This window comes from Gloeobacter kilaueensis JS1, assembly GCF_000484535.1.
Lineage (GTDB): Bacteria > Cyanobacteriota > Cyanobacteriia > Gloeobacterales > Gloeobacteraceae > Gloeobacter > Gloeobacter kilaueensis.
In genome coordinates, this window is record NC_022600.1 from 3,879,336 (window position 1) to 3,902,336 (window position 23,001).

Here is a 23,001-nt window from a genome sequence, read left to right on the forward strand (position 1 = left end):
AGATCACTCGTACAGTTGCTCGTCCAGGGGCGGGGTGTATTCCTCGCTGCTGCCCTCGGAGGTTTCGTAGCTGCTGTCGTCCTGATAGCTGTAGGAAGCGCTGTCCGTATCCACCGGTGGCTCGCAACTGCCGCCATCGTCCGGTACGGCGTAAGAAGTAGGATCGGCTCCTGCGCCACCGTCGGCACCGTAGCCCGCAACTTCTTGCTCTTGCTCCTGGAGGCGGGCGTCGCGCTCCTGCTGCCAGTGGGGATCGTCGTTGTCGTCGTAGACCTCGACGCCGTTGGGGCTGGCCTGGTAGTACGAATCGACGTTCTGGGTAAAGGCACTGTCGGCGTCCGCTTCGCTGTCGTCGCGGTGGTCGTAGTAGTTTTTGAGCATCTCTGCCGACGCCTGGGCGGCGGCCTGGTCCGAGCTGCGCTCAAGCTGGCCCTGATCGTCTACTGGAACTTCGTCGAACACTTTTACATGGGTTTCGGCGTCCTCACCCAAAAGCGCCTCTGCCCCACCGGCCACCAGTCCGCCGATAACTCCCCCGACGACCGCCCCGAGGGGACCGAATTCGAGCCCAGCCACTGCCCCAGCAGCAGCCCCAGCGAGAGCTGCACCGCCCGTCTCTTCGTCGAGGGGATTGAAGACATTGATGCCCTGGACCGCCGCGTGCGGATCGGATGGGTCGCTTGTGTCACGGAACATGTGGGCGTTGCTGTAGCTATCTTCGAGGGCGTGGGTGGCCGCTCCCAGTTCGCGCATCTCCTGGGCCTGCAGGTCAGCTTTGGAAACGCCCTTCAAGTCATCGATGCTCTCATCGTCGTGCAGGTCTTCGATCGAATCTTGATTCTGGCCCAGATAGCTGGCTGCCCGGCCATCGATGGTGCCGCTCTTGACGCCCTGATCCACTTCGTCGTGCGATAGAAAACCGTCGTGGTCGCGATCGAGGCCGTCGAATTTTGTGGTGGCGTCGTGGGCCGCCTTGGCTGATTCCAGGCCGCCGGCGACGAAGTTACGGATATCGCTCAGGTTTTGCTCGCCGCTTTTACTCGGGTCCGCCATGCTGTGCTCGCGCTGGGCGTCGGGAGCCATCCAGTAGGGCTTCCAGGTATCGCCGCCGACGATCCGATCGGCGTGCTCCTGTCCTTCGTCGAGCTTTTCGTAATAGGTCTCTTTGTCCATGCCGTCGATCTCGCTCTTGCCATCGAAGAGCTGATCGGTGGCTTTTTGGGTAATGGCGTGATGGCCTTTGCCTTTTTCCTGGTCCATGATTGGGTCTCCTGAGTGTTCTGGATCTCCCCCGCTAGTTGTTCATGTAGACCGGTTAACCAGATAGTTATGCACGGCTCCACCCCGATGCGAACTGCCAGGTAGGCGAAGTTAGATGAGCAGGAGGTTTTGGCAACCTGAGAAAGGCTGCAGGGTCACGGATGGACTGGACGGGAGGACGACTCTTTGCGAGTCATCTCGAAGAGATTTTTGGCCTGGGGGCCGAGGAAACCATCGAAGCGTTCCCGGCGACCGGGGGCCACCTCGATCGTGCCCCGCTCGGCAATCTCGTAGTAAGCGTAGGTCCAGGGGATTTCGACCGGTCTACCTCCATCGTCGAGTACCGTTACCGGTTCGCTCACCGCTCTGGTCGCCGTTTGCCTGAGACCACTGCCCCAATCGCCTTCGATCACCGATTTCATCGGTACGCCGCGCTCGGCCAGCCCCTGAGCCGTACTCTCGATGTCGAAGTAGCGTTCGGTGTTCTGGCGGTTGACGTAGCCGGTGAAGTGATTGACAGCGTAGCCGTGTAGCAGCACCCAGGCACCGTACTGGCTGGCTGAGTTGACCACCTCGATTGCCGAGCGCCTGGGCGGCTGCCAGGGGCGGGAGAAGACAGCTTCGTACTCTTCGAGGGTGCGGGCAGTCTGGACCAGCGTCGCCCCCTCGACAGCAGCGCGAATGGCGAGGGCCGCCGGTTCGCTCAGATCGTCTACGAGCAGTTCACTGACAAAAAGTTTCGGCAGCTCCAGCGCCTCCTGTTCGGGGTGCTGGTAGTGGCGAGCGCAGAGGTGCTGGCCGCTAAAGACGTACTCCCCAGCAGCAACGTAGCCGAGCGGCTCGATGAAGCGCTCAAGATAACCGATCCCAAAGTCCTGTCCGCCGCTACTCAGGCGCAACGAGCGAAAGGCGATGTGGTCGTTTGCAACCGTGCCGCCCGCCTGTTCGATCATCTCCTGGTAGACGCGGGCGTAGCTCACGCGCTGCTGATAGCGCTTCCAGAGCCGTTCCCAGAGAGCGCGGGCAAAAGTGCCGTTCATCAGAAAACCTCCTCGGCCAGCTGGCGCAACAGGTCGAGGGCAGTGCGGATCTGGTCGGCATCGATGACCAGAGGCGGGCAGAAGCGAATCGCCGCCTTGCCGCAGCCCAGAAGCAACAGCCCCTTATAAAAGGCGCAATCGACGAGGTGATCGCGCAGCTCGCGGTCGGGTTGACCGTTCTTATCGAGCAGATCGACGGCGACCATCAGACCTTTGCCGCGCGGGGGCGAAATGCGGGCAAAGCGCACCGCCAGTTCGGCGAGTCCCGCCTGCAACAGGCTGCCCATGCGCTGGGCATTCTCGATGAGCCCCGCTTCGAGCAGAACGAGGGTAGCGTTGGCAGCCGCACAGGCCACCGGGTTACCGCCGAAGGTGGTGGCGTGAGAACCGGGCGGCCAGCTCATCAGGTGCGGTCGGGCAAGAATCGCCCCCAGAGGCAGACCGCTCGCGATCCCCTTGGCGAGGGTAATGATGTCAGGTTCGACGCCCCAGTGCTCGATGGCAAACAGGCGACCGGTGCGGCCCATACCGGCCTGCACTTCATCGACCACCATCAAGATGCCGTGGCGATCGCAGATCTGACGGATGCGGGCGTGGAAGCCGTCCTCCGGCACGATATAGCCGCCTTCGCCCTGAATCGGTTCGACGACGATCGCCGCCACCTCCTCCGGGGGCAGCACCGTCGCAAACAGGCGCTGTTCGAGGTGGTCGAGGGCGGCGTGGGTGCCGTAGGGTATATGGCTGATCCCCGGCACCAGCGGGCCAAAACCTTTGCGCTGAACAGCCTTGGAGCCGGTCAGCGACATCGCCCCAAAGGTACGGCCATGAAAGGCACCCAAAAAGGCGACCACCTGCTGCCGACCGGTGTAGTAGCGGGCCAGCTTGAGCGCTCCTTCGTTGGACTCCGCTCCAGAGTTGCTAAAAAAGACGCGGGCGCGGGGAGCACCGGCCACCACTGGAAACGGCGCGCGCGCTGCCAGGCTCTCGGCCAGATCCGCCATCGGTTCATAATAAAAGTCCGTTCCCGACATATGGAGCAGTCGGGCCGCCTGCTCCTGGATTGCCTGCACCACCTGCGGGTGGGCGTGGCCGGTGGCGGTGACGGCGATACCGGCTGTCAGGTCTAAAAAGACATTGCCATCGACATCTTCGAGCATACAGCCCTCGCCACGGGCGGCCACCAGCGGGTAGCCACGGGTGTAGGAGGGCGAGGTAACAGCCCTGTCGCGCTCGATCACCGTCCGAGCGCGGGGGCCAGGCAGCGCCGTGGTGAGTCTGGGCACACGGGGCAGGGAACGGTCGGTAGACAGACTGAGCATCGGGTGTTCCTCTTGAATGAAAGATGGTCGCCGCCGCAGATGTACGGATGTTCCCAGGCAAACGGCTCACCGGGCAGTCTCTTAGATATTGAGCCCTGTCCCGGACAATTCTAGGACAAACAAGTCCATCGCTGCCTTCACAGATCTTTGTGATGGCCCTTGCTCCATGGCATGCCCATCAGGTTGCTTAGAATATGCTGAAAGTGCTGCTTAAGCATCTATTTTTTAAGAAGTACAGGATGGTCAGCTGTTCTTACTAAAGCTGATGAGTGCTCTGAAACAGTAAACCAGGCAAAAAGAGGGATGTACAACAATAGTGCTCCCTTACTGTACCCTGTTTATTAAGATTATTGATTCAAAGGTCTCTCCTGGCTTGAAAAGGCGAAAAATCGAGGTTTCCCATGTTGACGCGGCTCAAAGTATCGGGTTTTAAAAATTTAGTTGATGTAGATATTCGCTTTGGATCATTCACCTGTATCGCAGGGGCAAATGGAGTTGGAAAATCCAATTTGTTCGATGCTATTTTGTTTCTCTCTGCTTTGACAGATCGTCCCTTGATTGACGCGGCGCTTTCTGTTCGAGAAGAAGGAGGTCGTTCAGCAGATCTGCGCAGCTTATTCCATAGATTTGGTGGTTCACATTACACCAATGAAATGTGTTTCGTTGCCGAGATGATCGTTCCACGCGAAGGTCAGGACGATCTAGGCCAAACTGGTAAAGCAAGTATCACCTTTCTACAATATTCTCTTAATTTAGCCTACAGAACAGATAGTGCTTTGCGTTCACTGGGCTCTCTTGAGATCACCAAAGAAGAACTAACGCACATCACACTTGGCGATGCTTCAAAGCACTTGCTCTTCCCTCATAGCGCCAAACTCTGGCGGCGCTCCGTCATCACTGGTAAACGCCATAGTCCTTATTTTATATCTACAGAAGGAGAAGGCGATTATCGGGTGATCAAGTTACACCAAGACGGCGGCAGTAGTGGTAGACCTCTGTCTCGTTCCGCTATCAACTTGCCCAGGACAGTCCTTTCAGTGACGAATGCAGCCGAAAGTCCAACAGCACTTCTTGCTCGAAGAGAAATGCAGTCCTGGCGATTATTACAGCTTGAACCAAGCGCGCTGCGTAAGCCAGACGAGTTCACTGCCCCTCAGGGACTGGGCGCAGATGGTTCTCATCTACCAGCAACCCTTTACCGCCTGGCACAAACACAGCAAGATTCAAACACTGATCCTCGAATCCAAGAAGCAAGCATTTATGCCAGAGTGGCTAATCGTCTATCTGAACTCATCGACGATGTCCGTAACGTTACTATCGATCGAGATGAAAAACGCGAACTACTTTCTCTGCTCGTCTCTGGCAAGGATCAGATTCCCTATGCAGCGCGGGCTTTGTCGGATGGAACCCTACGCTTTCTTGCACTAGCAGTACTGGAACTGGACTCAGAGGCCCAGGGGGTTCTCTGCCTCGAAGAACCGGAGAACGGCATTCATCCGGAGCGGATTCCTGCCATACTCAGGTTACTAAAGGACATCGCTGTGGATGTTGATGAAACAATGGATGAGAACAATTCTCTCCGGCAGGTGATCATCAATACTCATTCTCCTGCAGTTGTTGCTCAGGTTCCTGACGATAGCCTGGTAGTTGCGGAGCTCAAGGAATCGATGAAAGACGGTTTTCGTTTTCGGCGTGCAAGTTTCAGTTGCCTGGAGAACACTTGGCGAGCACGAGCCGGTATGCCGACTGTTGCCAGGGGAAAACTTCTGTCATATCTGAATCCCATCCAATCTGACGAGGCAATAAGAGGCACTGAAAGTCGAGGAAACGGTAAGACCAAAACGCGAAGAGTGATAGATAGACCAGACTTACAATTGCTGTTACCAATTCCTAATGCAGAAGTATGATCGAGGCTCGATTTACTTTTGTTGCCGATGGAAGCTCCGATCGAGCGTTGATGCCTGTTTTAGAATGGTTGCTGCGATTCCATTGTCAGAAATGCGTTTTTGAGCCTCAATGGGCAGACCTGACGATGGTTCCAAAAAGAAAGAGGCCGGGGACACTTGCTGAAAAACTTCTTCTCAGTGTCGAGCTATTCCCCTGCGAATTGTTATTTGTTCACAGGGATGCAGAACGGGAGATTCCGCAGAAAAGATATCAAGAGATCGACCAGGCAGTGCAGACAGCTGGCCTGGCTTCTCTACCTGTTGTCTGTGTTGTACCCGTGCGCATGCAGGAAGCATGGCTACTCTTTGACGAAGTGGCTCTTCGGAGAGCTGCCAGTAATCCCAACGGCTAGCATCGAGTGAATTTGCCTCGCTTACGCGATGTGGAAAATCTACCGGATCCAAAGCAAATCCTGCAGGACTGTCTGAAGGCAGCAAGTGGACTGAGGGGCAGACGGCGAAAAGATCTTGACGCAGTTCGTGCCGCCGCGTTTATGACCAGCTTGATCGATGATTTTGCGCCCTTGCGCGAGCTATCTGCCTTCAGACAACTTGAGCATCATGTAAAGACCGCAGCAAGTTCGAGAGGCTGGTGAGGAACGGCTAGGGCCTGTCAAAAAGCGGTAATCTAGATGGGTTGTTCACCGTCAGGTTATGCCCGCGCCGCGCCCCCAACCCGTTTTGATCAATGGCAAGAACCGCGTCGCCGACGCTCTGCGCCAGGAGATCGAAGACTCGCCCTTACTCATCGCCTCAGAAGCGGAACAGGCGGCCCTCAGCGTCGAAGTGCAAGATGGCCGCTTCGTGTTCATCCTCGATGGCCGTCCTCTGGGAGCGGCGCGTTTTTCTGGCCTGCGCCCCAGCAGGATTGCCCTGCGCGCCCTCGAACATCTGGCGGGCTACCTGAATGTGCGATCGCTCGCCAATCCGTATACCAAACTCAAGGACACCATCGCCGTCGAACTCAAGCGCCTCAGCCGTCCGGCAACGAAAGATCAGCCCGGTGAGGCGGAGCCGCTGACGGGCGAAGGAGAAGCGGTGCTTATCGCCAGTGGCCGCTCACTGGTGATCGAGGTGACCAACAAGGCGAGCCTGCCTCTCTATTTTTACGTACTCGATCTCGACCAGGACATTCGCCTTGCGCCTCTGTACCCGCTCTCGGGCTTTGGCAAATCGACCCGGCCAGGTGAGACGCTCGCGATTGGCTACGGTCCAGAGGTGACGATCACCCTCAGCGCTCCTAAAAACCAGAGCGAGGGCTACGACCACCTGGTGATCGTGGGCTCGGTGAGCACCGCCGATCTCAGTACGATTTCCTTGCCCGCTCTGGGGGAGAAGGTGCCCCCCCAGGGCGATCTGTTCGGTACCGGTTCGCGCTTCGATCGCGCTCTGCGCACGGCTCTCACCGGCCAGGTACCCGACGCCGCCACCGCCGTCGATCCAAAGGACGACTGGACGGTGGTGCATCGGACGGTGATTGTCAGGAAGGCAGGTGAGCGAGCGGGCTGAAGGCAAGCGGTGCCCCCGCGCGGCCTGCTAGATCGAGCGGGAAGTTGTGGGCGTTGCGCTCATGCATCACCTCGATGCCGAGGCTGGCGCGGTTGACGACATCGGCCCAGGTGTAGATGGGCCGCCCCTGGGTGTCGATGATGCTCGAATTGAAGTTGAAGCCGTTGAGGTTGAAGGCCATGACGCTGATGCCCAGCGAGGTACACCAGATGCCGATGACCGGCCAGGCGGCCAGGAAAAAGTGCAGCGAACGGCTGTTGGTAAAGCTGGCGTACTGAAAGATCAGGCGACCAAAGTAGCCGTGGGCGGCGACGATGTTGTAGGTCTCCTCTTCCTGGCCGAACTTGTAGCCGTAGTTCTGCGATTCCTCGTAGGTGGTCGCCTTGACGATCGACGAGGTGACAAGAGAACCGTGCATCGCACAGAAGAGCGAACCGCCGAACACGCCTGCTACTCCGAGCATGTGCAGGGGATGGTTGAGGATGTTGTGCTCCGCCTGGAAGATGAACATGAAGTTAAAGGTGCCCGAGATGCCCAGGGCCATGCCGTCGCTAAAGGACCCCTGGCCAATCGGATAGATCAAAAAGACGGCGGTGGCTGCTGAGACCGGCGCGCTGTAGGCGATGCAGATCCAGGGGCGCAGGCCCAGGCGATACGAAAACTCCCACTGCCTGCCCAGGTACGCAAAGATCCCGATGAGAAAATGAAACACGATCAACTGGTAAGGCCCGCCGTTGTAGAGCCATTCGTCCATCGAGGCCGCCTCCCAGACGGGATAAAAGTGCAGGCCGATGGCGTTGGAACTGGAGATGACGTTGGCGGTGATCAAGTTGTTGCCGTAGAGCAAAGAGCCACTGATCGGCTCGCGAATACCGTCCATGTCCACCGGCGGGGCGGCGATAAAGGCGATGATGAAGCAGATCGTCGCCGTCAGCAGCGTCGGGATCATCAGCACACCGAACCAACCGATGTAGAAGCGGTTGTTGGTCGAGGTGATCCAGTCGGCAAAACTCTCCCAGGGACTTTGTCGGGAGCGCTGGGTGATTGTCGCACTCATATCTTAAGCTCCTGATAAAAAAGTCAAAGCGTGCCCTCTACGGCAGCACCCGGCTCCGCTTGCTACATCTATCTCAAGAGAGATTTACGGTAGATAGAGTTGACTAGTCGGGCCTGCCGGTGAGCCGCTTCAGCCAGAGCTTGAGGCGGGCGAGCAGCGACGGCGGTTCGCTCGCTTCGAGGGCGTGGCTGAGCTGAGCCAGTAATTGCGCTTCCTCAGGTGCCAGACGGCCATCGACGTAGACGATCAATTTCAAAGATTCGGTCAGCTCCCGGCTTTCGGTCGGATCGAGCCGGGCCGCCTGCACTTCCTGTAGCCAGATTTGTGCCGTATCGACGGCGGGGCGGATCTGCAGGTATTCGAGCAGGTGTTGTTGTTCCTCGAAAGGCAGGTTTAAGCGGGGCAGGTACTGGGCCAGCAGCAGCGCTTCGGACGGATGCAACTGTCCGTCGGACCAGGCGGCGGCGACCAGTAGACGAAAGGCGATAGCGGCGTTGTTCACAAGATGCGAGGATCGGGCACGGTTCGATTGGCAGTGTAGCCGAAGCACAATTGATCCAGTAACTGGCGACTAATAACTCGATGGATCCCCAACAATTGCTCGAACTGGCCCAGGCAGCCGGGGCCGAGGCCGCCGAAGTCTATCAATCCAGCGGTTTTGGGCGGTCGGCCAACTTTGAAGCCAACCGCCTCAAGCAGATCGAATCCGGCGACGAGCAGGGCGTTGCTCTACGGGTCTGGCGAGCAGGAAAACCGGGTCTGGCGGTGGCGCGGGGTCCGGTAGACGGCGCGCTTCTGGTCGAAAAAGCGCTCGCCCTGAGTGCCTTCGGCCTGCCGGAGGAGCCGGCTCTGACGACAGAAGCGGTGGCTGTGACCGACGCGGTTTCGGAGGCGGTGCCCATCGAGCGACTGATCGCCTGGGGCTGTGAGGCGATCGACCAGATTCGCACGGCTTTCCCGGAGGTTCTCTGCAGCTGCACGATGAGCGACGAGACTGGCTCGGTGCGGCTCATCAACACGGGAGGACTCGACCTCCACTACGCCAGTTCCAGCCGCAGTGGCTTTGTTGGGGCGGAGTGGGTACGCGGCGAAGATTTTTTGCAGGTCTACGACGGTCAGACGGTGCTCGGGGAACCCGAACCGGCGGCGATCGCCGAACCTGTGCGGCGGCGGCTGGAGTGGGCGCGCAAAAATAGCGCTACCCTCAAGCGGGCCGTGCCGGTGTTATTTACCGCCAAGGCGGCGAGCGTGCTTCTAGGCTCTGTGATAGCGGCACTGAGTGGCCGCCAGGTCTATCAGCAGGCGTCACCCTGGACCCAGCGCCGGGGAGAGGTTGTGCTCTCGCCCCTGTTGAACCTGCATCAAGATCCCCATCTCGCTCCCTACATCACCCCCTTCGACGACGAGGGCACCGCCACCCGTGCCCTGAACTTTGTGCAGGGGGGCAGGCTCGAAACTTTTTATGCCGACCGGCGCACCGCTCACCGACTCGGTCTATCGCCTGCGGGCAACGGCCTGCGCCCGGATCTGGGCAGCTATCCCCAGCCGGGACTGTTCAACTTGATCGTCGAGCCGGGTTCTGGCTCCTGGCAGGACCTCGTGGGCTCGCTCAAAGACGGGATCATCGTCGATCAGGTTCTGGGGGGCGGAGCCGGACTGTCGGGAGAATTTTCGGTCAACATCGACCTTGGCTTTCGCGTCCGTCGGGGCGAAATTACAGGCCGCATCAAGGACACGATGGTGGCAGGCAACGCCTACGCACTGCTCAACCGCCTCGCAGCCCTGGGTAGCGAGCGCTCCTGGGAAGGCAATCTGCTCACCCCGGCCCTGTTGGTCGAGTCGCTGGCGGTTACCGGCAGGGGCGACTAGGGCTTGGGAGGCGGGGTTGGGGCCGACTTCGGCTGCGGCTGGCCCTTGGTGGTGGGCAAGATCTCGACTTTGGTGGTCGTCTGCGGCGTCGAGCCCGTCTGGGGGAGGGTCTTGACCAGAGCGGTGAGCGGGCTGTCGCGCTCCCAGCGCTTTTGATATTCCTCGGCCTGGCGGGTGATCTGGACGGCGTAGAGCTGGTCGGTCTCGGCCTTGTTGAGATTGCCGTCCTGGCGCTCGGAGCGCCCCGCATCGGCCAGGGTGCGGATATCGACGCGGTTGTCTTTGATCTGCCAGAGTTCGACCCGGCTGTGGGTATTGAGCTGGGTGGCGTCGCCCTCGTTGCGGGTGAGCAGATCGACGCGGGAGACCACCAGCGCCGACAAACCCAGGTAATCAAAGAAATCCTTGACGAGGGCAACATTTGGCCGGTCGTGATCGAGGATCTCAAAGAGCGGATGGTCGAGCTTGCGCACGGCGGGCATCACCTCGTCGCGCTTGATAAAGGCGAGGGGGCCGCCCTGGGGAAAGGCACCGGTGCGGACCAGATCTTCGGCGAGCCGCTGAGCGAGGGTGTCGGTGGCCGGTAGCGAACCCACCCCGATGAGGCCGACGCGGCTGGGCGGCTGTCGGGTGACGGGGCGAACCAGAGCGAGCGAGAGATTCGTCTTTAGCCCTTCTACCAGCCAGATGCGGGTCGTCTTCTCGGTGTAGGCGTTGTGCTGAACCTTGACCTCCCAGCGACCGGGGGTAAGATTTTCGATCACGTAGCTGCCGCTCGCGTCGGTGCGGGCAAATTTTTTGCCGAGGCTGACCGTTGCGCCTGCAACCGGGTTGCCCTGCTCGTCGCGGATCTGGCCGAGCAGCAGAGCCAGGCTGGGGCTCACCACCGTCGCATCGAGCTTTGTCTGGATGGGCTTGCCGGTCCTGGTGACAGGTTCGGGCCGGACCGGCGACGGCGCACCTTTGAGTGGGTGCGCAGCGACCGGGGCGGGCGACGGCTTGCGCCTGACCGGGGCCGGGGCTGCAAGGGGCTTCGCTGTAAAAGCGGTTCCGGGTGCCACCTTCACCGGTACGACGAAGGCCGGTGCCGTCTTGACCACCGCAAAAGTGACGGTCGGCTTATTTTTGGGCACCAGCAGAGGTTTGTTCGGGGCCGAGGCCGCTTTGGGGGGCGGGGACTTCACCTGTGGGCCAACCGATTGCTGGGGCGCAATCTTTGGCCTGGGAGCGGCCACAGCCGCCGCTGGCTTTTTTGCTTCTGGTTGGGGGCGCGAAGCGGGGACGGTGGTTTCGGGAGCGCTCCAGGCTGCCAGGGGAGCGGCGTAGGCTACCAGACAAAGCCAGAGAAGGGAGCCGCGCATGAGAAAGCTCTTAAAACTGGACTGATGCTAGCTTACTGTTCGCCTGCGCGCTTCCCTCAGGCAAGCACGATCGAAGCGAGGCCCAAAAAGCGGACCGTTTCGGGGGTGATCTCGAAGCGGTAAGGCAGCACCTGCAGGCCGCGTTCGATACCGATGCGCAACAGCTCGCCGTACAGCGGATCGAACTCGTCGCAGGGGCTGAAGGCCGTGCAGTCGGAGCGGTTGATGAAGTAGAGGATGGCAGCCCGGCTGCCCTGTTCGCACAGGCGGGTCAGTTCGCGCAGGTGCTTCTGGCCACGGGTGGTGACCGTGTCCGGAAAAAGCGCCAGACGCCCCCGGTGGAGCGTCGTGCTCTTGATCTCAAGGTACAAAGGCGCGCTGCCATCCAGCAAAAAATCGACGCGGCTATTTTCGCTGCCGTAGGGCACCTCCCGCCGGATCGCCGTGTAGTCGCCCAGTTCCGAGAAGAGGCACCGGCGCAGCCCCTCATAGACGATCCGGTTGGGCATCGCCGTATTTACCCCAACCCAGACGCCCTCCACATCGATCATCTCCCAGGTGTAGGCGAGCTTGCGGGCCACCGCTGTGGCTCGCGACAGGTAAACTCGGCTTCCGGGAGTGCTGATCACCCGCATGGGACCAGTATTCGGACAGTGGGCGGTGACAAGCTGCCCATCGGCGAGTTCGACCTCGGCAAAAAAGCGCTTGTAGCGGCGGCGCAGGATGCCCGCCACCAGCGGCGGATACTCAAACAGAACGGTGCTCACGCTCATCGACGACGATCGTTGACTGGCCGCGCAGCAGACCAACGGCGGCCCCCGGACAGACGTGGCGGTAATTTAGCGGCCCCAGCCGCTCGGCACTCGCGAGCTGCCGGGGCCAGTGAAAGGTTTTTGCCGTCTGCACCGGCCCCACGTTGCCCCGCCCATCCGGCAGCAGATGCCGCCCACTGAAGAGCACCCCGCCGTGGGCCTGCCACAACAGGCAACTGGAGCCGGGCGAGTGCCCCGGCGTCCAGAGGGCGGTAAGACCCGTGTCCAGCTGGGTCCTTTCAGCAAAAGTGTGGACTGTCAACTCGCGCGCCAGCAGCAAGTAGGCTTCCTGCTCCTGGATCCAGGCAGCCACCTGAAAGTGCCGACAGAACGCTTCTAATTCACCGATCGCACCGCGATGGGTGACAAAGACCGCACCGATGCCGCCCGCCTGCTCGATCTGCAGGCGGTTCACCTCGCTCCAGGCCGGACAATCGACCAGCCAGTTGCAGCCAAGGCCATTGGCCGCTGTGGCGACAAGCAGATAGCTGGTGCCGCCCAGGGTGTGGCGGTTCGGCTTGAAGCTCAGCAGGTCGCCAAAGATTTCTCGCGTGGTCATGGCGATCCAGCCTAGCCTATCGGTCAGTAAGACAGCTATCAGCCCAGATTGATCGATGCGCCGTCAGACAAACAGCGCATCCATTCAACTTTTTGATACAGCCACCAGGACAGAATTGACCACTAATTCCACCTAATCACACCGCCATATCGTGATTTGAAAGTGCAGATGAGCAGGGCGACGGGTACGACAAAATGGGCCACCACGAACAGAAACTGACGACTGCTCCTGCCTATCATGGGCACAGCCCAGTGTTGTCAACCAACCCATGACCGCACTTAAAGCGTCAGCAGCATGACGGAATGAAACACGAACTTCTGCTATGATCGTCACCAATTCGCCCAGTAAAGATCGCGCGCGCATCTCTGTTGTCCACCGCTCCTGCACAGGTTTTCATCGATGACTTCTACTCTCGAACAGTACCGCAAGCAACTCATCGAGCTTCAACTCGATATCGAAAAAGTACAGGCTTATGTATTAAAATGCACCGCCCATCCCATTCAGGCTGAAAGCAGCACCGTTCCCGCGATCCCGCTGGCGGAGAACGAGACCAAGACGACCTGAAGACGTTTGGCTATTTTGCAGCAGGGCCGGCGAACAACTGGCGCTCTCTATGGCGTCACGGGCGGAACCGCTATGCTGGAACGCATGAGAAGAGTCGCCCCTTGAATATTCACCTGCGCCCGGCCCGGCAAGCGGATGTGCCCCTTATCTTTGCCCTGATCGCTGAGCTGGCCGATTACGAAAAATTGTCCCACGCCCTGATAGGCAGCGAGCAGCTTCTAGCAGCGCACCTGTTTGGCCCGACGCCCTTTGCCCGCGTCATCCTCGCTGAAGTCGAAGCGCAGACCGCTGGTTTTGCCCTGTACTTTTTTAACTACTCGACATTTTTGACCCGGCCTGGGATCTACCTCGAAGATCTCTATGTGCGGGCGGACTGGCGCGGGTGCGGCGTCGGCACAGCCCTTCTAAGGCACCTGGCCCACGAGGCGGTCGCCGCCGGGTGTGGCCGCATCGAGTGGAGTGTGCTCGATTGGAACGCAACTGCCATCCGCTTTTATCAAAAAATCGGAGCAGTGATTCTCGATGATTGGCGTCAGTGCCGCCTGAGCGGCGAGGCGCTCCTGCAGCTGGCAGAAGTGGAGATCCGTTAGCGCTCCTTGCGGATACCGGGAAACTGGGGCAGCGGACAATCGCTGTGGCGCTGCTTGAGGATATAGGCGATCGCCAGTTGCTCCCGCCGGGTTCGCCAGTTGCTCAACTCAGCCGCCATCAGCCTGATCTGCTCCTCCGGAACACTCGGATCGGCGAGCATGCGTTCGATCTTCTCCTGGCGCTCGCGGATGCGAAAGTTGATCTCGCGCAACTGGCGGCTGAAATTCTGCTCAAGCTCGGGATTGTTGCAGGCGGCCTGGGCCAAAAGCGGTCCAGCCCTCACCCCCACGAGCAAAACGATGAGACCAGCCAACCAGGCGAGCCTCCCCAGTCTGGCAATCGGGTAGAGCGGGTTCATCAGCGACCGGCAGGCGACGGCCACTCGTCGCGTTCTAAAAGAATGTTGTAGGCATCCTCGGAAGTCCGGTCCTCGAGGACGTAGCTGCGCGCCGTCGCCGCGATGAATTGGGCTCTGGGAATGCCGCCGGTCGGTACCGCGACATCGGGGGCAACCGCCACTTCGAGGTCGGGCCCGGACGGGCCTGGCAGCTCAGCCGTATGCCACCAGTAGCCCACTGCCGCCACCAGCACCGCCGCAACTGTCGCGAGCGAACCGCCAAAAAGTCGGTTCTGCGCGTCTATCTTGCTGAAGACCTGATCGTGGAGCAGCGGCGGCGGCTCGGCCAGCCTGGATGCATCGCTGGGGACGCGCAGCCTTTGCAGACCGTTCAGGTACCGGCGCGCATCTGGATCGTTGTCGAGCCACTGTTCTAACTGCCGTCTTTGTTCGCCCGGCAGCTCGCCATCTAGATAGGCACTCAGTAATTCGTCGCGTTGCGGGTCCATAGGTTCACGAGGGGACAGGCAGCTAGAGATACGCGCCCAACTGCGTTTGCAGGCGGCGGCGGGCGCGGGCGATGCGGGATTTGACAGTACCGACCGAGATGCCCAGAGTTTCGGCGATCTCCTCGTAGGCCATCCCTTCGATCTCGCGCAGCACGATTGTGGTGCGAAAAGTCTCCGGCAGCTCGGTAATCGCCCGGCGCAGCTGGTCGTAGAATTCACACGTTACCAGATTCTCATCCGGTCCTGGAGATGGGGCAGCCAACTCCCAGTCCAGTTCACCGTCGTGGGTCTGGATCGGTGCATCGAGCGATAGAGGAGCGGCACCGCGCCGCCGTCGCCGCAATTCGTCGTAGAACAGGTTGGTGGCGATCCGGCCCGCCCAGGAGCGGAATTTTTCGGGTTCTTTGAGGCGCTTGACGTAGCGATAGATCCGAATCCAGACTTCTTGAGCGAGATCTGAGCGGTCCTGCCAGTCAGGAGCGAGGTGATAGAGGAGCCGGTCGATGTGGGGCTGATGGCGGCGCATCAGTTCGGCAAAGGCGGTGCGATCGGGGCTAAAGCCCTGCTGACAGCGCACGACCAGTTCTTGATTGCTGAGCCTGGCAGGCGGAAGCGGCGGTTCCTTGGCGGCGGAGACGAGTGGCCAGGAGAGTGGCAGACTGTTATCCATCGGCGGTAGGTACCGGGTGGGTGTGCGGACAACGCCAGTGACGGCTTTTTATCCACCCTGGTTCCTCAATTATCCGCAAAGGAGCTGCGAGCCCACTTGCGCTCAAGCGTAAGATTGAGAAGTTGCACAACCAAACACCATGGGCAGAAAAAGCCGCACCAAGCGGGAGGCGGCCCTCGCAGGCAAGACACCTGCACCGGTTACCCCCCTTATCAAAAATACGGGCACAGGCAAGGACAAGCTGATCATCCCGAAGGAGATCAACGGTCGGTTTCTGGCCCGCATCTTGATGTTCTCGGGCCTGCCTTTTGCCCTCGCGCTGCTTACCGAGGTCATCGGAGCGACCTTGATCCGCTCCGGTCTGCCGGTGCCAAACGTCGTGGTCTTGCTGGTCAATCTGCTCTTTTTTGGCATCAGCGTGCTGGGGATCACCTACGCTATCCTCTCCACCTCCTGGGATCCAGCCGTCAAGGGCAGTCTGCTCGGCATCAAAGAATTCAAACAAAACGGCAAGCGCATCCTCTCTGCCCTGCAGGATGAAGGCCAGAAGCGTCGCATGGAGCAAAAATCTTGATTGTCGTCCTCAAACCCGGTGCCCCCCAGGGCGTCGTCGATGTCCTGGTCGGTGAGCTGCAGGGCTGGAGCCTGCAGACCCAGACGATCGTTGGCCGCGAAAACGTGGTGATCGGCCTGATCGGCGATACCAGCAGCCTCTCCGAGGACCGCGTGCAGGAGCTGAGTCCTTATATCGACCGGGTGCTGCGGGTCAAAAAGCGCTTCAAGCGCGCCTCTTGCGAATTTCACCCTGAGCGGACGGTCGTGCGCGTGCCGACCGCCAACGGCCCGGTTGCGATCGGAGGCGATGGGCCGATCGCGGTGATGGCTGGCCCCTGCTCGGTCGAAAGCGAAGCGATGATCCTCGAAACTGCCCGGCGGGTCAAGGCCGCCGGAGCCCAGATCCTGCGCGGCGGTGCGTATAAACCGCGCACCTCGCCCTACGACTTTCAAGGCTACGGTGAACCGGCCCTGGAGTTGCTCGCTGCGGCTCGCGCCGCGACGGGTCTCGCTATCGTCACCGAAGTGATGGACAGCACCGACCTCGAAGCGATCGCCGAGGTAGCCGACATCGTTCAGATCGGGGCGCGCAACATGCAAAATTACGCCCTGCTCAAAAAAGTCGGCCAGCAGCCCAAGCCGGTACTGCTCAAGCGCGCCTTCTCGGCGACGATCGACGAGTGGCTGCTGGCGGCAGAATACATCCTCGCTGCCGGTAACCCAAATGTGATTCTCTGCGAGCGGGGCATCCGCACCTTCGATCGCACCTACACCCGCAATACCCTCGATCTGGTCGCTGTACCCGTCCTGCGCTCCCTCACCCACCTGCCCGTGATCGTCGATCCGAGCCACGGCACGGGTCTTTCGCAGTTCGTCGATACCTGCAGCAAGGCAGCGGTCGCCATCGGTACCGACGGCCTGATGATCGAGGTCCACCCCGATCCGTCCCGCGCCCTCTCCGACGGTCCCCAGTGCCTCACCCCCGACGAATTCGAGGCAGTGATGGCAAACCTGGCTCCGATCGCCCGCTCGGTCGGTCGGCCCCTTGCATCTCAGCTTGCCGGCGGACCACTGCCGCACTAGCTAATGATTTCGGCACTTTGAGACCAACTTCTCCCTAGTCGGGGTACTGGTGTACTCCTGCGGTGCGATGGAAGCGAGGACCGAGAGCAGCGTCTGTCCAAAGTGCGGCTACGACCGCAATCCGGCGAATGCTTTTCGCTGTGAAATTTGTGCTCAACCGCTGCGGCCCGCCGGGGTACCGCTGGCCGTCTGGGCCGTTGTCGTTGCGATTTTGCTGGTTCTTGGCGGCAGCTATTATTTTTGGAAGCGCCAGAGTAGCTTTGCGGCCTTTGGCGAGGATGAACCCTACGGACTGGTGAGCAGCACGGCTTCCCCGCCCACCAGCAAGGACGCTGAGGGCCTCGAATTTGTGCGCACCTTCGCCGAGGTGCCGACGGTTCCCAGAGGGCTGTTCAACTACGGCGGCTCGACCACCTTTGCTCCGCTGCGCTCGCCAAACGTTTTGCAGGCGATTGTAAAAGCCCATCCAGGCTTCCGATTGCGCTACACCGAACCGCTCAGCGGCAAACCCGGTTCCGGTACCGGCATCGCGATGCTGATTTCCGGGCAAATCAGTCTGGCCCAATCGAGCCGACCGCTCAAGCGCGAAGAACTGCAGAGCGCCAAAGACCGGGGTATTGCCCTGGAGCAGATTCCGGTCGCCACCGACGGTGTCGCCTTCTTCGTCAACCCCAGCCTGCCTCTAAGCGGCCTGAACACCGCCCAACTGCGCGACATCTACACCGGCAAGCTCGTCAACTGGCAACAACTGGGCGGCCCGAACCTGCCGATCGCTCCCATCAGCCGCGACCTCAAGGCTGGGGGCACCGTCGATTTTGTCTTCAGCGACATCTTCGGCAAAAAAAAGCCCGGCAAAAACGTCGAGATCGTCCGCGATACCACCGAGGCGATCCGCAAGGTAGCGACCCTGCGCGGAGCAATCGGCTTTGCTACCGTCGCCGAAGTCTACAACCAGCGCTCGATCAAGCTTTTGGGCCTGGCGGGGCCGGGGGGACGCAACTTTGAATTGCCCCTGGGCCAGGATCTGGGGATCGTCAACAACCAGGCTTTCCAGTACAAGACCTACCCGGCTACCCGGCGACTGTTTGTCATCGTCCGCCGCGACGGCACCCTCGACGAGCAGGCGGGCGTCGCCTACGCCAATTTGCTCCTTTCCGATCAAGGCCAGCAGCTGATCCGCCAGGCAGGCTTTGTCTCGCTGCGCTAGGGGCTACCGGCAGCCGCAGCCCGCTGGGGATCGACGTTGAGAAAGACAGTCGATTTATCGCTGCCCTCGACGCGGATCACCCGAATGGGCATCTCACCGCCCTGACTGCGCGCCGCCTCGATGCGATCCTGAAGCTTTTCATAAAAAAGCAGGTCGGCCAGTTTGGCGTTCTTGGCCGCCGCCTGGCCCTGCAGTTCGATCGCCTTGCGGTTGGCCGCCGCCAGAATCAGCCGCCGGGTGGTCTCCTTCTGCTGGATCTGGGCTTTGACGGCGGCGGTCTGGGCGGTGATCGAGGCCACCTGCTTTTGTTCGAGCGAAGCTTTGAGACCTTCGGGAAACTGGGCAGTTCCCAGATAGACATCTTCGATTACAATCAGGGGCACCTTCTGCTGTTGTAGTTGACCGGTGGGCATCTCGCTGCTGATGAGAGCCGTCATTTTCTTTTCCATCTCGGCGCGGCGCTCTTTTTTGTAAAAGTCCGCCGAGCTGAAACTGGCCGCCACGTCGCGCACTTTTGAGCGCACGGTCGGGACGATGATGTTTTCCATGTAGCGGGGGCCAATGGTGGCGTGCAATTGATCGAGCACCGCCGCGTTGGGCTTGAGGGCGACAAAGACATCGGTAAAGAACGCCTGACCATCGGCGGTGTTGATGCTGATCGCGTTGCCGGCTCGGTTCGGTGAGCGCTCATCGTTGGTGAACTGGAAGACGCGGGTGCGGACGATATAGGTCGTGGGACCGTCGATCCCCGGCAGGACGAACGTCGCGCCGGAGCGCTCGACGCGGCCCTTCTCGATGCCAGAAAAGACATTGAACATCACCGTCGCGTTGCCCGGCTCGGTGACGTAGACAAAAGGATGAAAGAGCAGCAAGATAACGGCAACGATGCCGGTACCGAGCAGGCCACCGGCGAGCAGGCGCAGGGGCAGTTGTTTGTCTGGCGCGGCCATAGAGGCTCCACCACATCACTGACACTCTAGCAACTGTGGACTCCTTGCCAGCGTTCCCCTGGCGCGGGACAATACTGGGCAGTCAGGAGTAAATGTTTGTGAAGCAAATCAGCTTGCTGGGCTCCACCGGCTCCATCGGCACCCAGACCCTCGACATCGCAGCGGAGTACCCGGAGCGCTTCGCGGTCACGGGCCTCACCGCCCACGCCAACATGGAACTATTGGCTGAGCAGGTTCGCCGCTTCCGGCCCCAGGTGGTAGCCGTGGGCGACGAGCAAAGACGGCGCGAACTGCTTACCCGGCTCAGCGATTTTGCTGCCCTGCCCGAAATTCTGGTGGGCGAGAGCGGCTATTGCACGGTGGCAGCCCAGGCACCGGCGGAGGTGGTCGTTACCGGCATCGTCGGCTGCGCGGGTCTGTTGCCCACTCTGGCCGCGATCGATGCGGGCCGGGATCTGGCCCTCGCCAACAAGGAGACCCTGGTCGCAGGCGGGGCGGTGGTGATGCCCCGCATCCAGGCCAAAGGCGTGAAGCTTCTGCCGGTCGATTCGGAGCATTCGGCCATCTTTCAGTGCCTGCAGGGGGTGCCGGAGCGGGGCCTCGGGCGCATCGTGCTCACCGCTTCCGGCGGTGCCTTTCGCGACTGGCCTGCCGAGCGGCTCGCCCAGGCCACCCCGGCGGACGCCCTCAAGCATCCCAACTGGGTGATGGGTGCCAAGATCACCGTCGATTCGGCAACCCTGATGAACAAGGGATTGGAGGTGATCGAGGCCCACTGGCTCTTTGGCCTCGACTACGACCAGATTCAGATCGTCATTCACCCCCAGAGCATCGTCCACTCGCTCATCGAACTGGTGGACACCTCGGTGATTGCCCAATTGGGTTGGCCTGACATGCGCCTACCGATTCTCTATGCGCTGAGTTGGCCGGAGCGCTTTGCCACTCCCTGGCGGCCCCTCGATCTGACCCAGGTGGGCACCCTCACCTTCAAAGAGCCCGATCACGAGCGCTACCCCGGAATGCGGCTGGCCTACCGGGTGGGCCGGGCCGGGGGCACCTATCCGGCGGTGCTCAACGCCGCCAACGAGGAGGCTGTCGCCCAGTTCTTGCAGGACAAAGTCCGCTTTCTCGATATGCCCCGGCTCTTAGAAGCCACCCTCGACGCCCATGAGACGACCTCTGTCCCGACCCTCGATGACATTCTGGCTGCCGATCGCTGGGCGCGGCAGTACGTGCGCTTTTTGGTCGATAGATTGGGGGCGAGTGTGCTGATCTAGCGCTTTGCCCGGTCGCGAGTGTCCTCTTCGGCAAGGCGCTTCTGCAAAAAGGCGAGCACCGCCCGTTCCTCCGGGCGCAACCCGACAGCTCCCGGCGCGTTCAGTTCTGCCTCGGTGCGCTGGCGCAGGGTATCGAGCAGCGTGCCCTCCAGATACGCATCGATGATCGCTGGATGGATGTAGCACTTGCGGCAGACGGTCGGGGTGTTGCCGAGCCGCCTCGCGACATCGCCGATCGCCTGGACGATATTTTTTTTGGCCTGGCTCTCAGAATCGCACGCATCGAATTCCTGAAGGGCCAGAGCGGCGAGCACCGTGCCCGCCCAAGTGCGGAAGTCCTTGGCGGTGAATTCTTCACCGGCGATCTCGCGCAGGTAAGCGTTCACGTCCGCCGAGTCGATCGTCTGGCGCTCACCGTCGGCATCGATGTACTGAAAAAGCTCCTGGCCCGGCACATCCTGGCAACGCTTGACAACGCGGGCAAGGCGGCGATCGGTAAGCGAAATTGTATGATCCTTGCCGCTCTTGCCCCGAAACTGGAAGCGAATCGTCGAGCCTTTGACTTCGACGTGCTCGTCGCGCAGCGTCGTCAGGCCGTAAGAATCGTTCTGGCGGGCATACTCCTCGTTGCCGACGCGAATCAGTGTGCTCTCCAGCAGCCGGACGACGGCGGCGAGGACTTTTTCTCTGGGCAATCCGGGCCGGGCCAGATCCTGCTCGGTGCGCCCGCGAATCGCCGGAAGCACAGTGCCAAAGGCGAGGGTGCGTCCGTACTTGGTCTCGTCGCGCACGGCCCGCCAGCGCAGGTGATAGCGGTACTGCTTGCGGCCCCGCCCATCGCGTCCGGTGGCCTGCAGGTGGCCGTTGGCGTGGGGGCAGATCCAGACATCGGTGTAGGCGGGCGGGATCGCCAGCTTGCGGATGCGTTCGAGGGTCTGCTCGTCTCGAATCGGCTTGCCGTCTGGACCGATATAGCTAAAGTGCTTGCCCCGGCGGTGGCGACGAATACCGGCGGACCTGTCGCTCACGTAGCGCAACCCGGCTGCACGGGCGGAAACAAGCGGGTCGGGGGCCAGTTCGGCGATCATCGCAGCGGGCCATTTTTTGTGACTACCCTCTTAGTCTTGCTGAGGGAAGATGTCCTGAAACCTTCCCCAGGGCCGAATCCTGGGAGGATCGGGCTCTGTCTTAAAAATCGCGGACGGTGGGATAGCCTTTTAGTTTCCAGGCGACGATCCCGCCTTTGAGGTCGTAGACGCGGTAGCCCAGCTTAGCGAGGCGATAGGCCGCCACCAGACTGCGGCCCCCGATCCAGCTCACACAGACGATGGGCACGCGCTTGTTGGGATTGTCGGCCTCGAAGCGGCGCGCATCAAAGGCGATCGACCCGACGATCGCCATCACCCGCCGCTCGGAGCTGCCCCGACAATCGACCAGCCGCACGCGGTTACCGGCGGCAAGCACCGCAGCCGGTTCGAGGCGGATCACCTGATTGGGACCAACCGCCGGCAGGTCCAGAGGAGGCTGCTTGGGAGAAGGAGATCGCTTGTTTTTGGCCATGCCCCCATCATGCCCAAACTGCTCTCTGCTGGATCACCCACCGGGATCGCCGACGATTTTCTTCAGGACAGCCATTCAAGAAAAACATATCATATACTCACAGTCATGCCAGCCTCAAAAAGTGGCCAATCCTCCCCAGATTAGCGATAATAAGAATAGATGTGTGCTGGAATTTTCAGGGTTGCCACCCGCGCCCAGAGCGCACTGAAAGATTCTCCCAAGAGCGTTTGAAACGCGAATCGGCAGCATTGATTTTATCTCTACAGGTATCTAGCAATGGCAAAAGAAGAAATGCCTGAAGTCCACGATGTCTCCGTCAGCGAAAGCAGTGACATCTTGCAATCCAGCCGCAAGCCCAGCAAAAAGCAACAAATCCTCCAACTCTACGGTTCAGGCATCACCGACCCGGTGGAGTTGGCCGCCCACACCGATGCACGGCCCTCCTACGTTGCCCAGGTGCTCACCCAGGCTGGATTGCTCGAAGGGTACTTCGACCTCTACACCACCACTGCCAGGGACCAGAATACCTACTCGCGCTACTTTCGGGGCGTGCTCTCCTTCAAAGATGTGCAATCTGCCCGCGCCTCGGTAGCGAGGATCGACGAGCTATACCGCCACTTTGAAGAGATTGGCGACCGCGCCGGCCAGCACCAGGCGATGGTGATTGCCCTTACCGGTCAGAATCGGGCGCGCTGGATAGGCAAGCAGCGCGAGGCGGCGATCTTTCACGCCTGGTTGTGTACCCATTAGACCTCACCCCCCAATCCCCTTCCCTCCAAGGAAGACAAGTCTGCCACTGACTTCACCTGGCCACTCTGCAGCCCAGTTACAGTGAACCCCCCCTCGTATATTGCTATTGGTTCCAAGGTAGCGGTGAGGACTGTGCCCCCCCTTGCGGCTTTGACCGCGTGGAAGAGATTGTCCCCCGCTATCAAGGACCGGCAAAGCTGAACCGTATCGAGTGGC

The 23,001-nt window shown here is 60.5% G+C and carries 25 protein-coding genes; 11 read left to right on the top strand and 14 right to left on the bottom strand.

Annotated features, from left to right (window positions below):
• Nucleotides 1-3: 3 nt before the first annotated feature.
• From GKIL_RS22985 to GKIL_RS17950, 3 genes are all read right to left on the bottom strand, one after another.
• Nucleotides 4-1,260 (bottom strand): hypothetical protein, encoded by a 1,257-nt coding sequence (locus tag GKIL_RS22985; RefSeq protein ID WP_023175234.1) that lies wholly within the window; start codon nt 1,258-1,260, stop codon nt 4-6.
• Between the two features lie 155 nt (nt 1,261-1,415).
• Nucleotides 1,416-2,300 (bottom strand): DUF1338 domain-containing protein, encoded by an 885-nt coding sequence (locus GKIL_RS17945; protein WP_023175235.1) that lies wholly within the window; start codon nt 2,298-2,300, stop codon nt 1,416-1,418.
• Nucleotides 2,300-3,619 carry an acetyl ornithine aminotransferase family protein gene (locus GKIL_RS17950; protein WP_023175236.1) on the bottom strand — a complete coding sequence of 440 codons (1,320 nt, stop codon included), beginning with the start codon at nt 3,617-3,619 and terminating at the stop codon, nt 2,300-2,302. Before GKIL_RS17950 ends, GKIL_RS17945 begins: the two co-directional genes overlap by 1 nt.
• Nucleotides 3,620-4,020: 401 nt before the next feature.
• Here GKIL_RS17950 and GKIL_RS23845 point away from each other — a divergent pair, with 401 nt between their 5' ends.
• The 3 genes from GKIL_RS23845 to GKIL_RS17960 all read left to right on the top strand — a co-directional run bounded on the left by GKIL_RS23845 (nt 4,021) and on the right by GKIL_RS17960 (nt 7,074).
• Nucleotides 4,021-5,526, top strand: a complete 1,506-nt coding sequence (locus GKIL_RS23845; RefSeq protein WP_023175237.1) for an AAA family ATPase — start codon at nt 4,021-4,023, stop codon at nt 5,524-5,526.
• The gene (locus tag GKIL_RS25540) at nt 5,523-5,918 is read left to right on the top strand and encodes a hypothetical protein (protein WP_223173784.1); all 396 of its coding nucleotides are present in this window, start codon (nt 5,523-5,525) and stop codon (nt 5,916-5,918) included. The genes GKIL_RS23845 and GKIL_RS25540 overlap by 4 nt, the downstream gene beginning before the upstream one ends.
• A 301-nt stretch (nt 5,919-6,219) precedes the next feature.
• Nucleotides 6,220-7,074, top strand: a complete 855-nt coding sequence (locus GKIL_RS17960; RefSeq protein WP_023175238.1) for a hypothetical protein — start codon at nt 6,220-6,222, stop codon at nt 7,072-7,074.
• On the opposite strand, the gene psbA is transcribed toward GKIL_RS17960, so the two are convergent.
• Both psbA and GKIL_RS17970 read right to left on the bottom strand, forming a co-directional pair.
• Entirely contained in the window at nt 7,046-8,131 is a 1,086-nt protein-coding gene (gene psbA / locus GKIL_RS17965) for a photosystem II q(b) protein (RefSeq protein ID WP_023175239.1), read from the bottom strand. The genes GKIL_RS17960 and psbA overlap by 29 nt on opposite strands.
• Nucleotides 8,132-8,234: 103 nt before the next feature.
• On the bottom strand, nt 8,235-8,633 hold the full coding sequence (locus GKIL_RS17970; protein ID WP_023175240.1) for a tellurite resistance TerB family protein: 399 nt from the start codon (nt 8,631-8,633) through the stop codon (nt 8,235-8,237).
• Nucleotides 8,634-8,713: 80 nt separating this feature from the next.
• Here GKIL_RS17970 and GKIL_RS17975 point away from each other — a divergent pair, with 80 nt between their 5' ends.
• Complete coding sequence (locus tag GKIL_RS17975; RefSeq protein WP_023175241.1) at nt 8,714-10,000, top strand: TldD/PmbA family protein; 1,287 nt, start codon at nt 8,714-8,716, stop codon at nt 9,998-10,000.
• Here GKIL_RS17975 and GKIL_RS17980 read toward each other — a convergent pair.
• From GKIL_RS17980 to GKIL_RS17990, 3 genes are read right to left on the bottom strand one after another with little or no spacing between them, the layout of a single operon-like run.
• The gene (locus tag GKIL_RS17980) at nt 9,997-11,361 is read right to left on the bottom strand and encodes a carboxypeptidase-like regulatory domain-containing protein (RefSeq protein ID WP_023175242.1); all 1,365 of its coding nucleotides are present in this window, start codon (nt 11,359-11,361) and stop codon (nt 9,997-9,999) included. The genes GKIL_RS17975 and GKIL_RS17980 overlap by 4 nt on opposite strands.
• Nucleotides 11,362-11,417: 56 nt before the next feature.
• On the bottom strand, nt 11,418-12,134 hold the full coding sequence (gene sfsA, locus GKIL_RS17985; RefSeq protein WP_023175243.1) for a DNA/RNA nuclease SfsA: 717 nt from the start codon (nt 12,132-12,134) through the stop codon (nt 11,418-11,420).
• A complete protein-coding gene (locus GKIL_RS17990; protein ID WP_023175244.1) occupies nt 12,109-12,732 on the bottom strand; it encodes an MBL fold metallo-hydrolase in 624 nt (207 codons plus the stop codon). The genes sfsA and GKIL_RS17990 overlap by 26 nt, the downstream gene beginning before the upstream one ends.
• Before the next feature lie 399 nt (nt 12,733-13,131).
• On the opposite strand from GKIL_RS17990, the gene GKIL_RS25395 reads away from it, so the two are divergent.
• On the top strand, nt 13,132-13,296 hold the full coding sequence (locus GKIL_RS25395) for a hypothetical protein (protein WP_023175245.1): 165 nt from the start codon (nt 13,132-13,134) through the stop codon (nt 13,294-13,296).
• A gap of 101 nt (nt 13,297-13,397) precedes the next feature.
• A complete protein-coding gene (locus GKIL_RS17995; protein WP_023175246.1) occupies nt 13,398-13,886 on the top strand; it encodes a GNAT family N-acetyltransferase in 489 nt (162 codons plus the stop codon).
• Here the strand turns inward: GKIL_RS17995 and GKIL_RS18000 are convergent.
• From GKIL_RS18000 to GKIL_RS18010, 3 genes are read right to left on the bottom strand one after another with little or no spacing between them, the layout of a single operon-like run.
• A complete protein-coding gene (locus tag GKIL_RS18000) occupies nt 13,883-14,245 on the bottom strand; it encodes a hypothetical protein (RefSeq protein WP_023175247.1) in 363 nt (120 codons plus the stop codon). The genes GKIL_RS17995 and GKIL_RS18000 overlap by 4 nt on opposite strands.
• Nucleotides 14,245-14,733: an anti-sigma factor family protein gene (locus tag GKIL_RS22990; protein WP_023175249.1), complete on the bottom strand. Its 489-nt coding sequence runs from the start codon at nt 14,731-14,733 to the stop codon at nt 14,245-14,247. The genes GKIL_RS18000 and GKIL_RS22990 overlap by 1 nt, the downstream gene beginning before the upstream one ends.
• A 22-nt stretch (nt 14,734-14,755) precedes the next feature.
• Nucleotides 14,756-15,403: a sigma-70 family RNA polymerase sigma factor gene (locus GKIL_RS18010; protein WP_023175250.1), complete on the bottom strand. Its 648-nt coding sequence runs from the start codon at nt 15,401-15,403 to the stop codon at nt 14,756-14,758.
• A 139-nt stretch (nt 15,404-15,542) separates the two neighbouring features.
• Here GKIL_RS18010 and GKIL_RS18015 point away from each other — a divergent pair, with 139 nt between their 5' ends.
• The 3 genes from GKIL_RS18015 to GKIL_RS18025 all read left to right on the top strand — a co-directional run bounded on the left by GKIL_RS18015 (nt 15,543) and on the right by GKIL_RS18025 (nt 18,248).
• The gene (locus GKIL_RS18015) at nt 15,543-15,977 is read left to right on the top strand and encodes a PAM68 family protein (protein ID WP_023175251.1); all 435 of its coding nucleotides are present in this window, start codon (nt 15,543-15,545) and stop codon (nt 15,975-15,977) included.
• Nucleotides 15,974-17,041: a 3-deoxy-7-phosphoheptulonate synthase gene (gene aroF, locus GKIL_RS18020; protein ID WP_023175252.1), complete on the top strand. Its 1,068-nt coding sequence runs from the start codon at nt 15,974-15,976 to the stop codon at nt 17,039-17,041. Before GKIL_RS18015 ends, aroF begins: the two co-directional genes overlap by 4 nt.
• Before the next feature lie 67 nt (nt 17,042-17,108).
• Entirely contained in the window at nt 17,109-18,248 is a 1,140-nt protein-coding gene (locus GKIL_RS18025; protein WP_023175253.1) for a PstS family phosphate ABC transporter substrate-binding protein, read from the top strand.
• On the opposite strand, the gene GKIL_RS18030 is transcribed toward GKIL_RS18025, so the two are convergent.
• Nucleotides 18,245-19,198, bottom strand: coding sequence for a prohibitin family protein (locus GKIL_RS18030; protein WP_023175254.1), 954 nt, complete (start codon nt 19,196-19,198; stop codon nt 18,245-18,247). The two genes, GKIL_RS18025 and GKIL_RS18030, sit on opposite strands and share 4 nt — an antisense overlap.
• Before the next feature lie 98 nt (nt 19,199-19,296).
• Between GKIL_RS18030 and GKIL_RS18035 the strand changes: the two genes are divergently transcribed.
• Complete coding sequence (locus GKIL_RS18035; RefSeq protein WP_023175255.1) at nt 19,297-20,475, top strand: 1-deoxy-D-xylulose-5-phosphate reductoisomerase; 1,179 nt, start codon at nt 19,297-19,299, stop codon at nt 20,473-20,475.
• On the opposite strand, the gene GKIL_RS18040 is transcribed toward GKIL_RS18035, so the two are convergent.
• Together GKIL_RS18040 and GKIL_RS18045 are read right to left on the bottom strand one after the other, a co-directional pair.
• Complete coding sequence (locus GKIL_RS18040) at nt 20,472-21,563, bottom strand: DNA topoisomerase IB (RefSeq protein ID WP_023175256.1); 1,092 nt, start codon at nt 21,561-21,563, stop codon at nt 20,472-20,474. The two genes, GKIL_RS18035 and GKIL_RS18040, sit on opposite strands and share 4 nt — an antisense overlap.
• Before the next feature lie 100 nt (nt 21,564-21,663).
• A complete protein-coding gene (locus GKIL_RS18045) occupies nt 21,664-22,035 on the bottom strand; it encodes a rhodanese-like domain-containing protein (protein ID WP_023175257.1) in 372 nt (123 codons plus the stop codon).
• A gap of 276 nt (nt 22,036-22,311) precedes the next feature.
• Between GKIL_RS18045 and GKIL_RS18050 the strand changes: the two genes are divergently transcribed.
• A complete protein-coding gene (locus GKIL_RS18050; protein WP_023175258.1) occupies nt 22,312-22,785 on the top strand; it encodes a hypothetical protein in 474 nt (157 codons plus the stop codon).
• Nucleotides 22,786-23,001: the final 216 nt, after the last annotated feature.

Bases quoted from the DNA above. Each gene is read 5' to 3' on its own strand.
- GKIL_RS22985 (WP_023175234.1), bottom strand. From the start codon at position 1,260: ATGGACCAGGAAAAAGGCAAAGGCCATCACGCCATTACCCAAAAAGCC.
- GKIL_RS17945 (WP_023175235.1), bottom strand. From the start codon at position 2,300: ATGAACGGCACTTTTGCCCGCGCTCTCTGGGAACGGCTCTGGAAGCGC.
- GKIL_RS17950 (WP_023175236.1), bottom strand. From the start codon at position 3,619: ATGCTCAGTCTGTCTACCGACCGTTCCCTGCCCCGTGTGCCCAGACTC.
- GKIL_RS23845 (WP_023175237.1), top strand. From the start codon at position 4,021: ATGTTGACGCGGCTCAAAGTATCGGGTTTTAAAAATTTAGTTGATGTA.
- GKIL_RS25540 (WP_223173784.1), top strand. From the start codon at position 5,523: ATGATCGAGGCTCGATTTACTTTTGTTGCCGATGGAAGCTCCGATCGA.
- GKIL_RS17960 (WP_023175238.1), top strand. From the start codon at position 6,220: ATGCCCGCGCCGCGCCCCCAACCCGTTTTGATCAATGGCAAGAACCGC.
- psbA (WP_023175239.1), bottom strand. From the start codon at position 8,131: ATGAGTGCGACAATCACCCAGCGCTCCCGACAAAGTCCCTGGGAGAGT.
- GKIL_RS17975 (WP_023175241.1), top strand. From the start codon at position 8,714: ATGGATCCCCAACAATTGCTCGAACTGGCCCAGGCAGCCGGGGCCGAG.
- GKIL_RS17980 (WP_023175242.1), bottom strand. From the start codon at position 11,361: ATGCGCGGCTCCCTTCTCTGGCTTTGTCTGGTAGCCTACGCCGCTCCC.
- sfsA (WP_023175243.1), bottom strand. From the start codon at position 12,134: ATGAGCGTGAGCACCGTTCTGTTTGAGTATCCGCCGCTGGTGGCGGGC.
- GKIL_RS17990 (WP_023175244.1), bottom strand. From the start codon at position 12,732: ATGACCACGCGAGAAATCTTTGGCGACCTGCTGAGCTTCAAGCCGAAC.
- GKIL_RS25395 (WP_023175245.1), top strand. From the start codon at position 13,132: ATGACTTCTACTCTCGAACAGTACCGCAAGCAACTCATCGAGCTTCAA.
- GKIL_RS18000 (WP_023175247.1), bottom strand. From the start codon at position 14,245: ATGAACCCGCTCTACCCGATTGCCAGACTGGGGAGGCTCGCCTGGTTG.
- GKIL_RS22990 (WP_023175249.1), bottom strand. From the start codon at position 14,733: ATGGACCCGCAACGCGACGAATTACTGAGTGCCTATCTAGATGGCGAG.
- GKIL_RS18010 (WP_023175250.1), bottom strand. From the start codon at position 15,403: ATGGATAACAGTCTGCCACTCTCCTGGCCACTCGTCTCCGCCGCCAAG.
- GKIL_RS18015 (WP_023175251.1), top strand. From the start codon at position 15,543: ATGGGCAGAAAAAGCCGCACCAAGCGGGAGGCGGCCCTCGCAGGCAAG.
- GKIL_RS18025 (WP_023175253.1), top strand. From the start codon at position 17,109: ATGGAAGCGAGGACCGAGAGCAGCGTCTGTCCAAAGTGCGGCTACGAC.
- GKIL_RS18030 (WP_023175254.1), bottom strand. From the start codon at position 19,198: ATGGCCGCGCCAGACAAACAACTGCCCCTGCGCCTGCTCGCCGGTGGC.
- GKIL_RS18040 (WP_023175256.1), bottom strand. From the start codon at position 21,563: ATGATCGCCGAACTGGCCCCCGACCCGCTTGTTTCCGCCCGTGCAGCC.
- GKIL_RS18045 (WP_023175257.1), bottom strand. From the start codon at position 22,035: ATGGCCAAAAACAAGCGATCTCCTTCTCCCAAGCAGCCTCCTCTGGAC.
- GKIL_RS18050 (WP_023175258.1), top strand. From the start codon at position 22,312: ATGGCAAAAGAAGAAATGCCTGAAGTCCACGATGTCTCCGTCAGCGAA.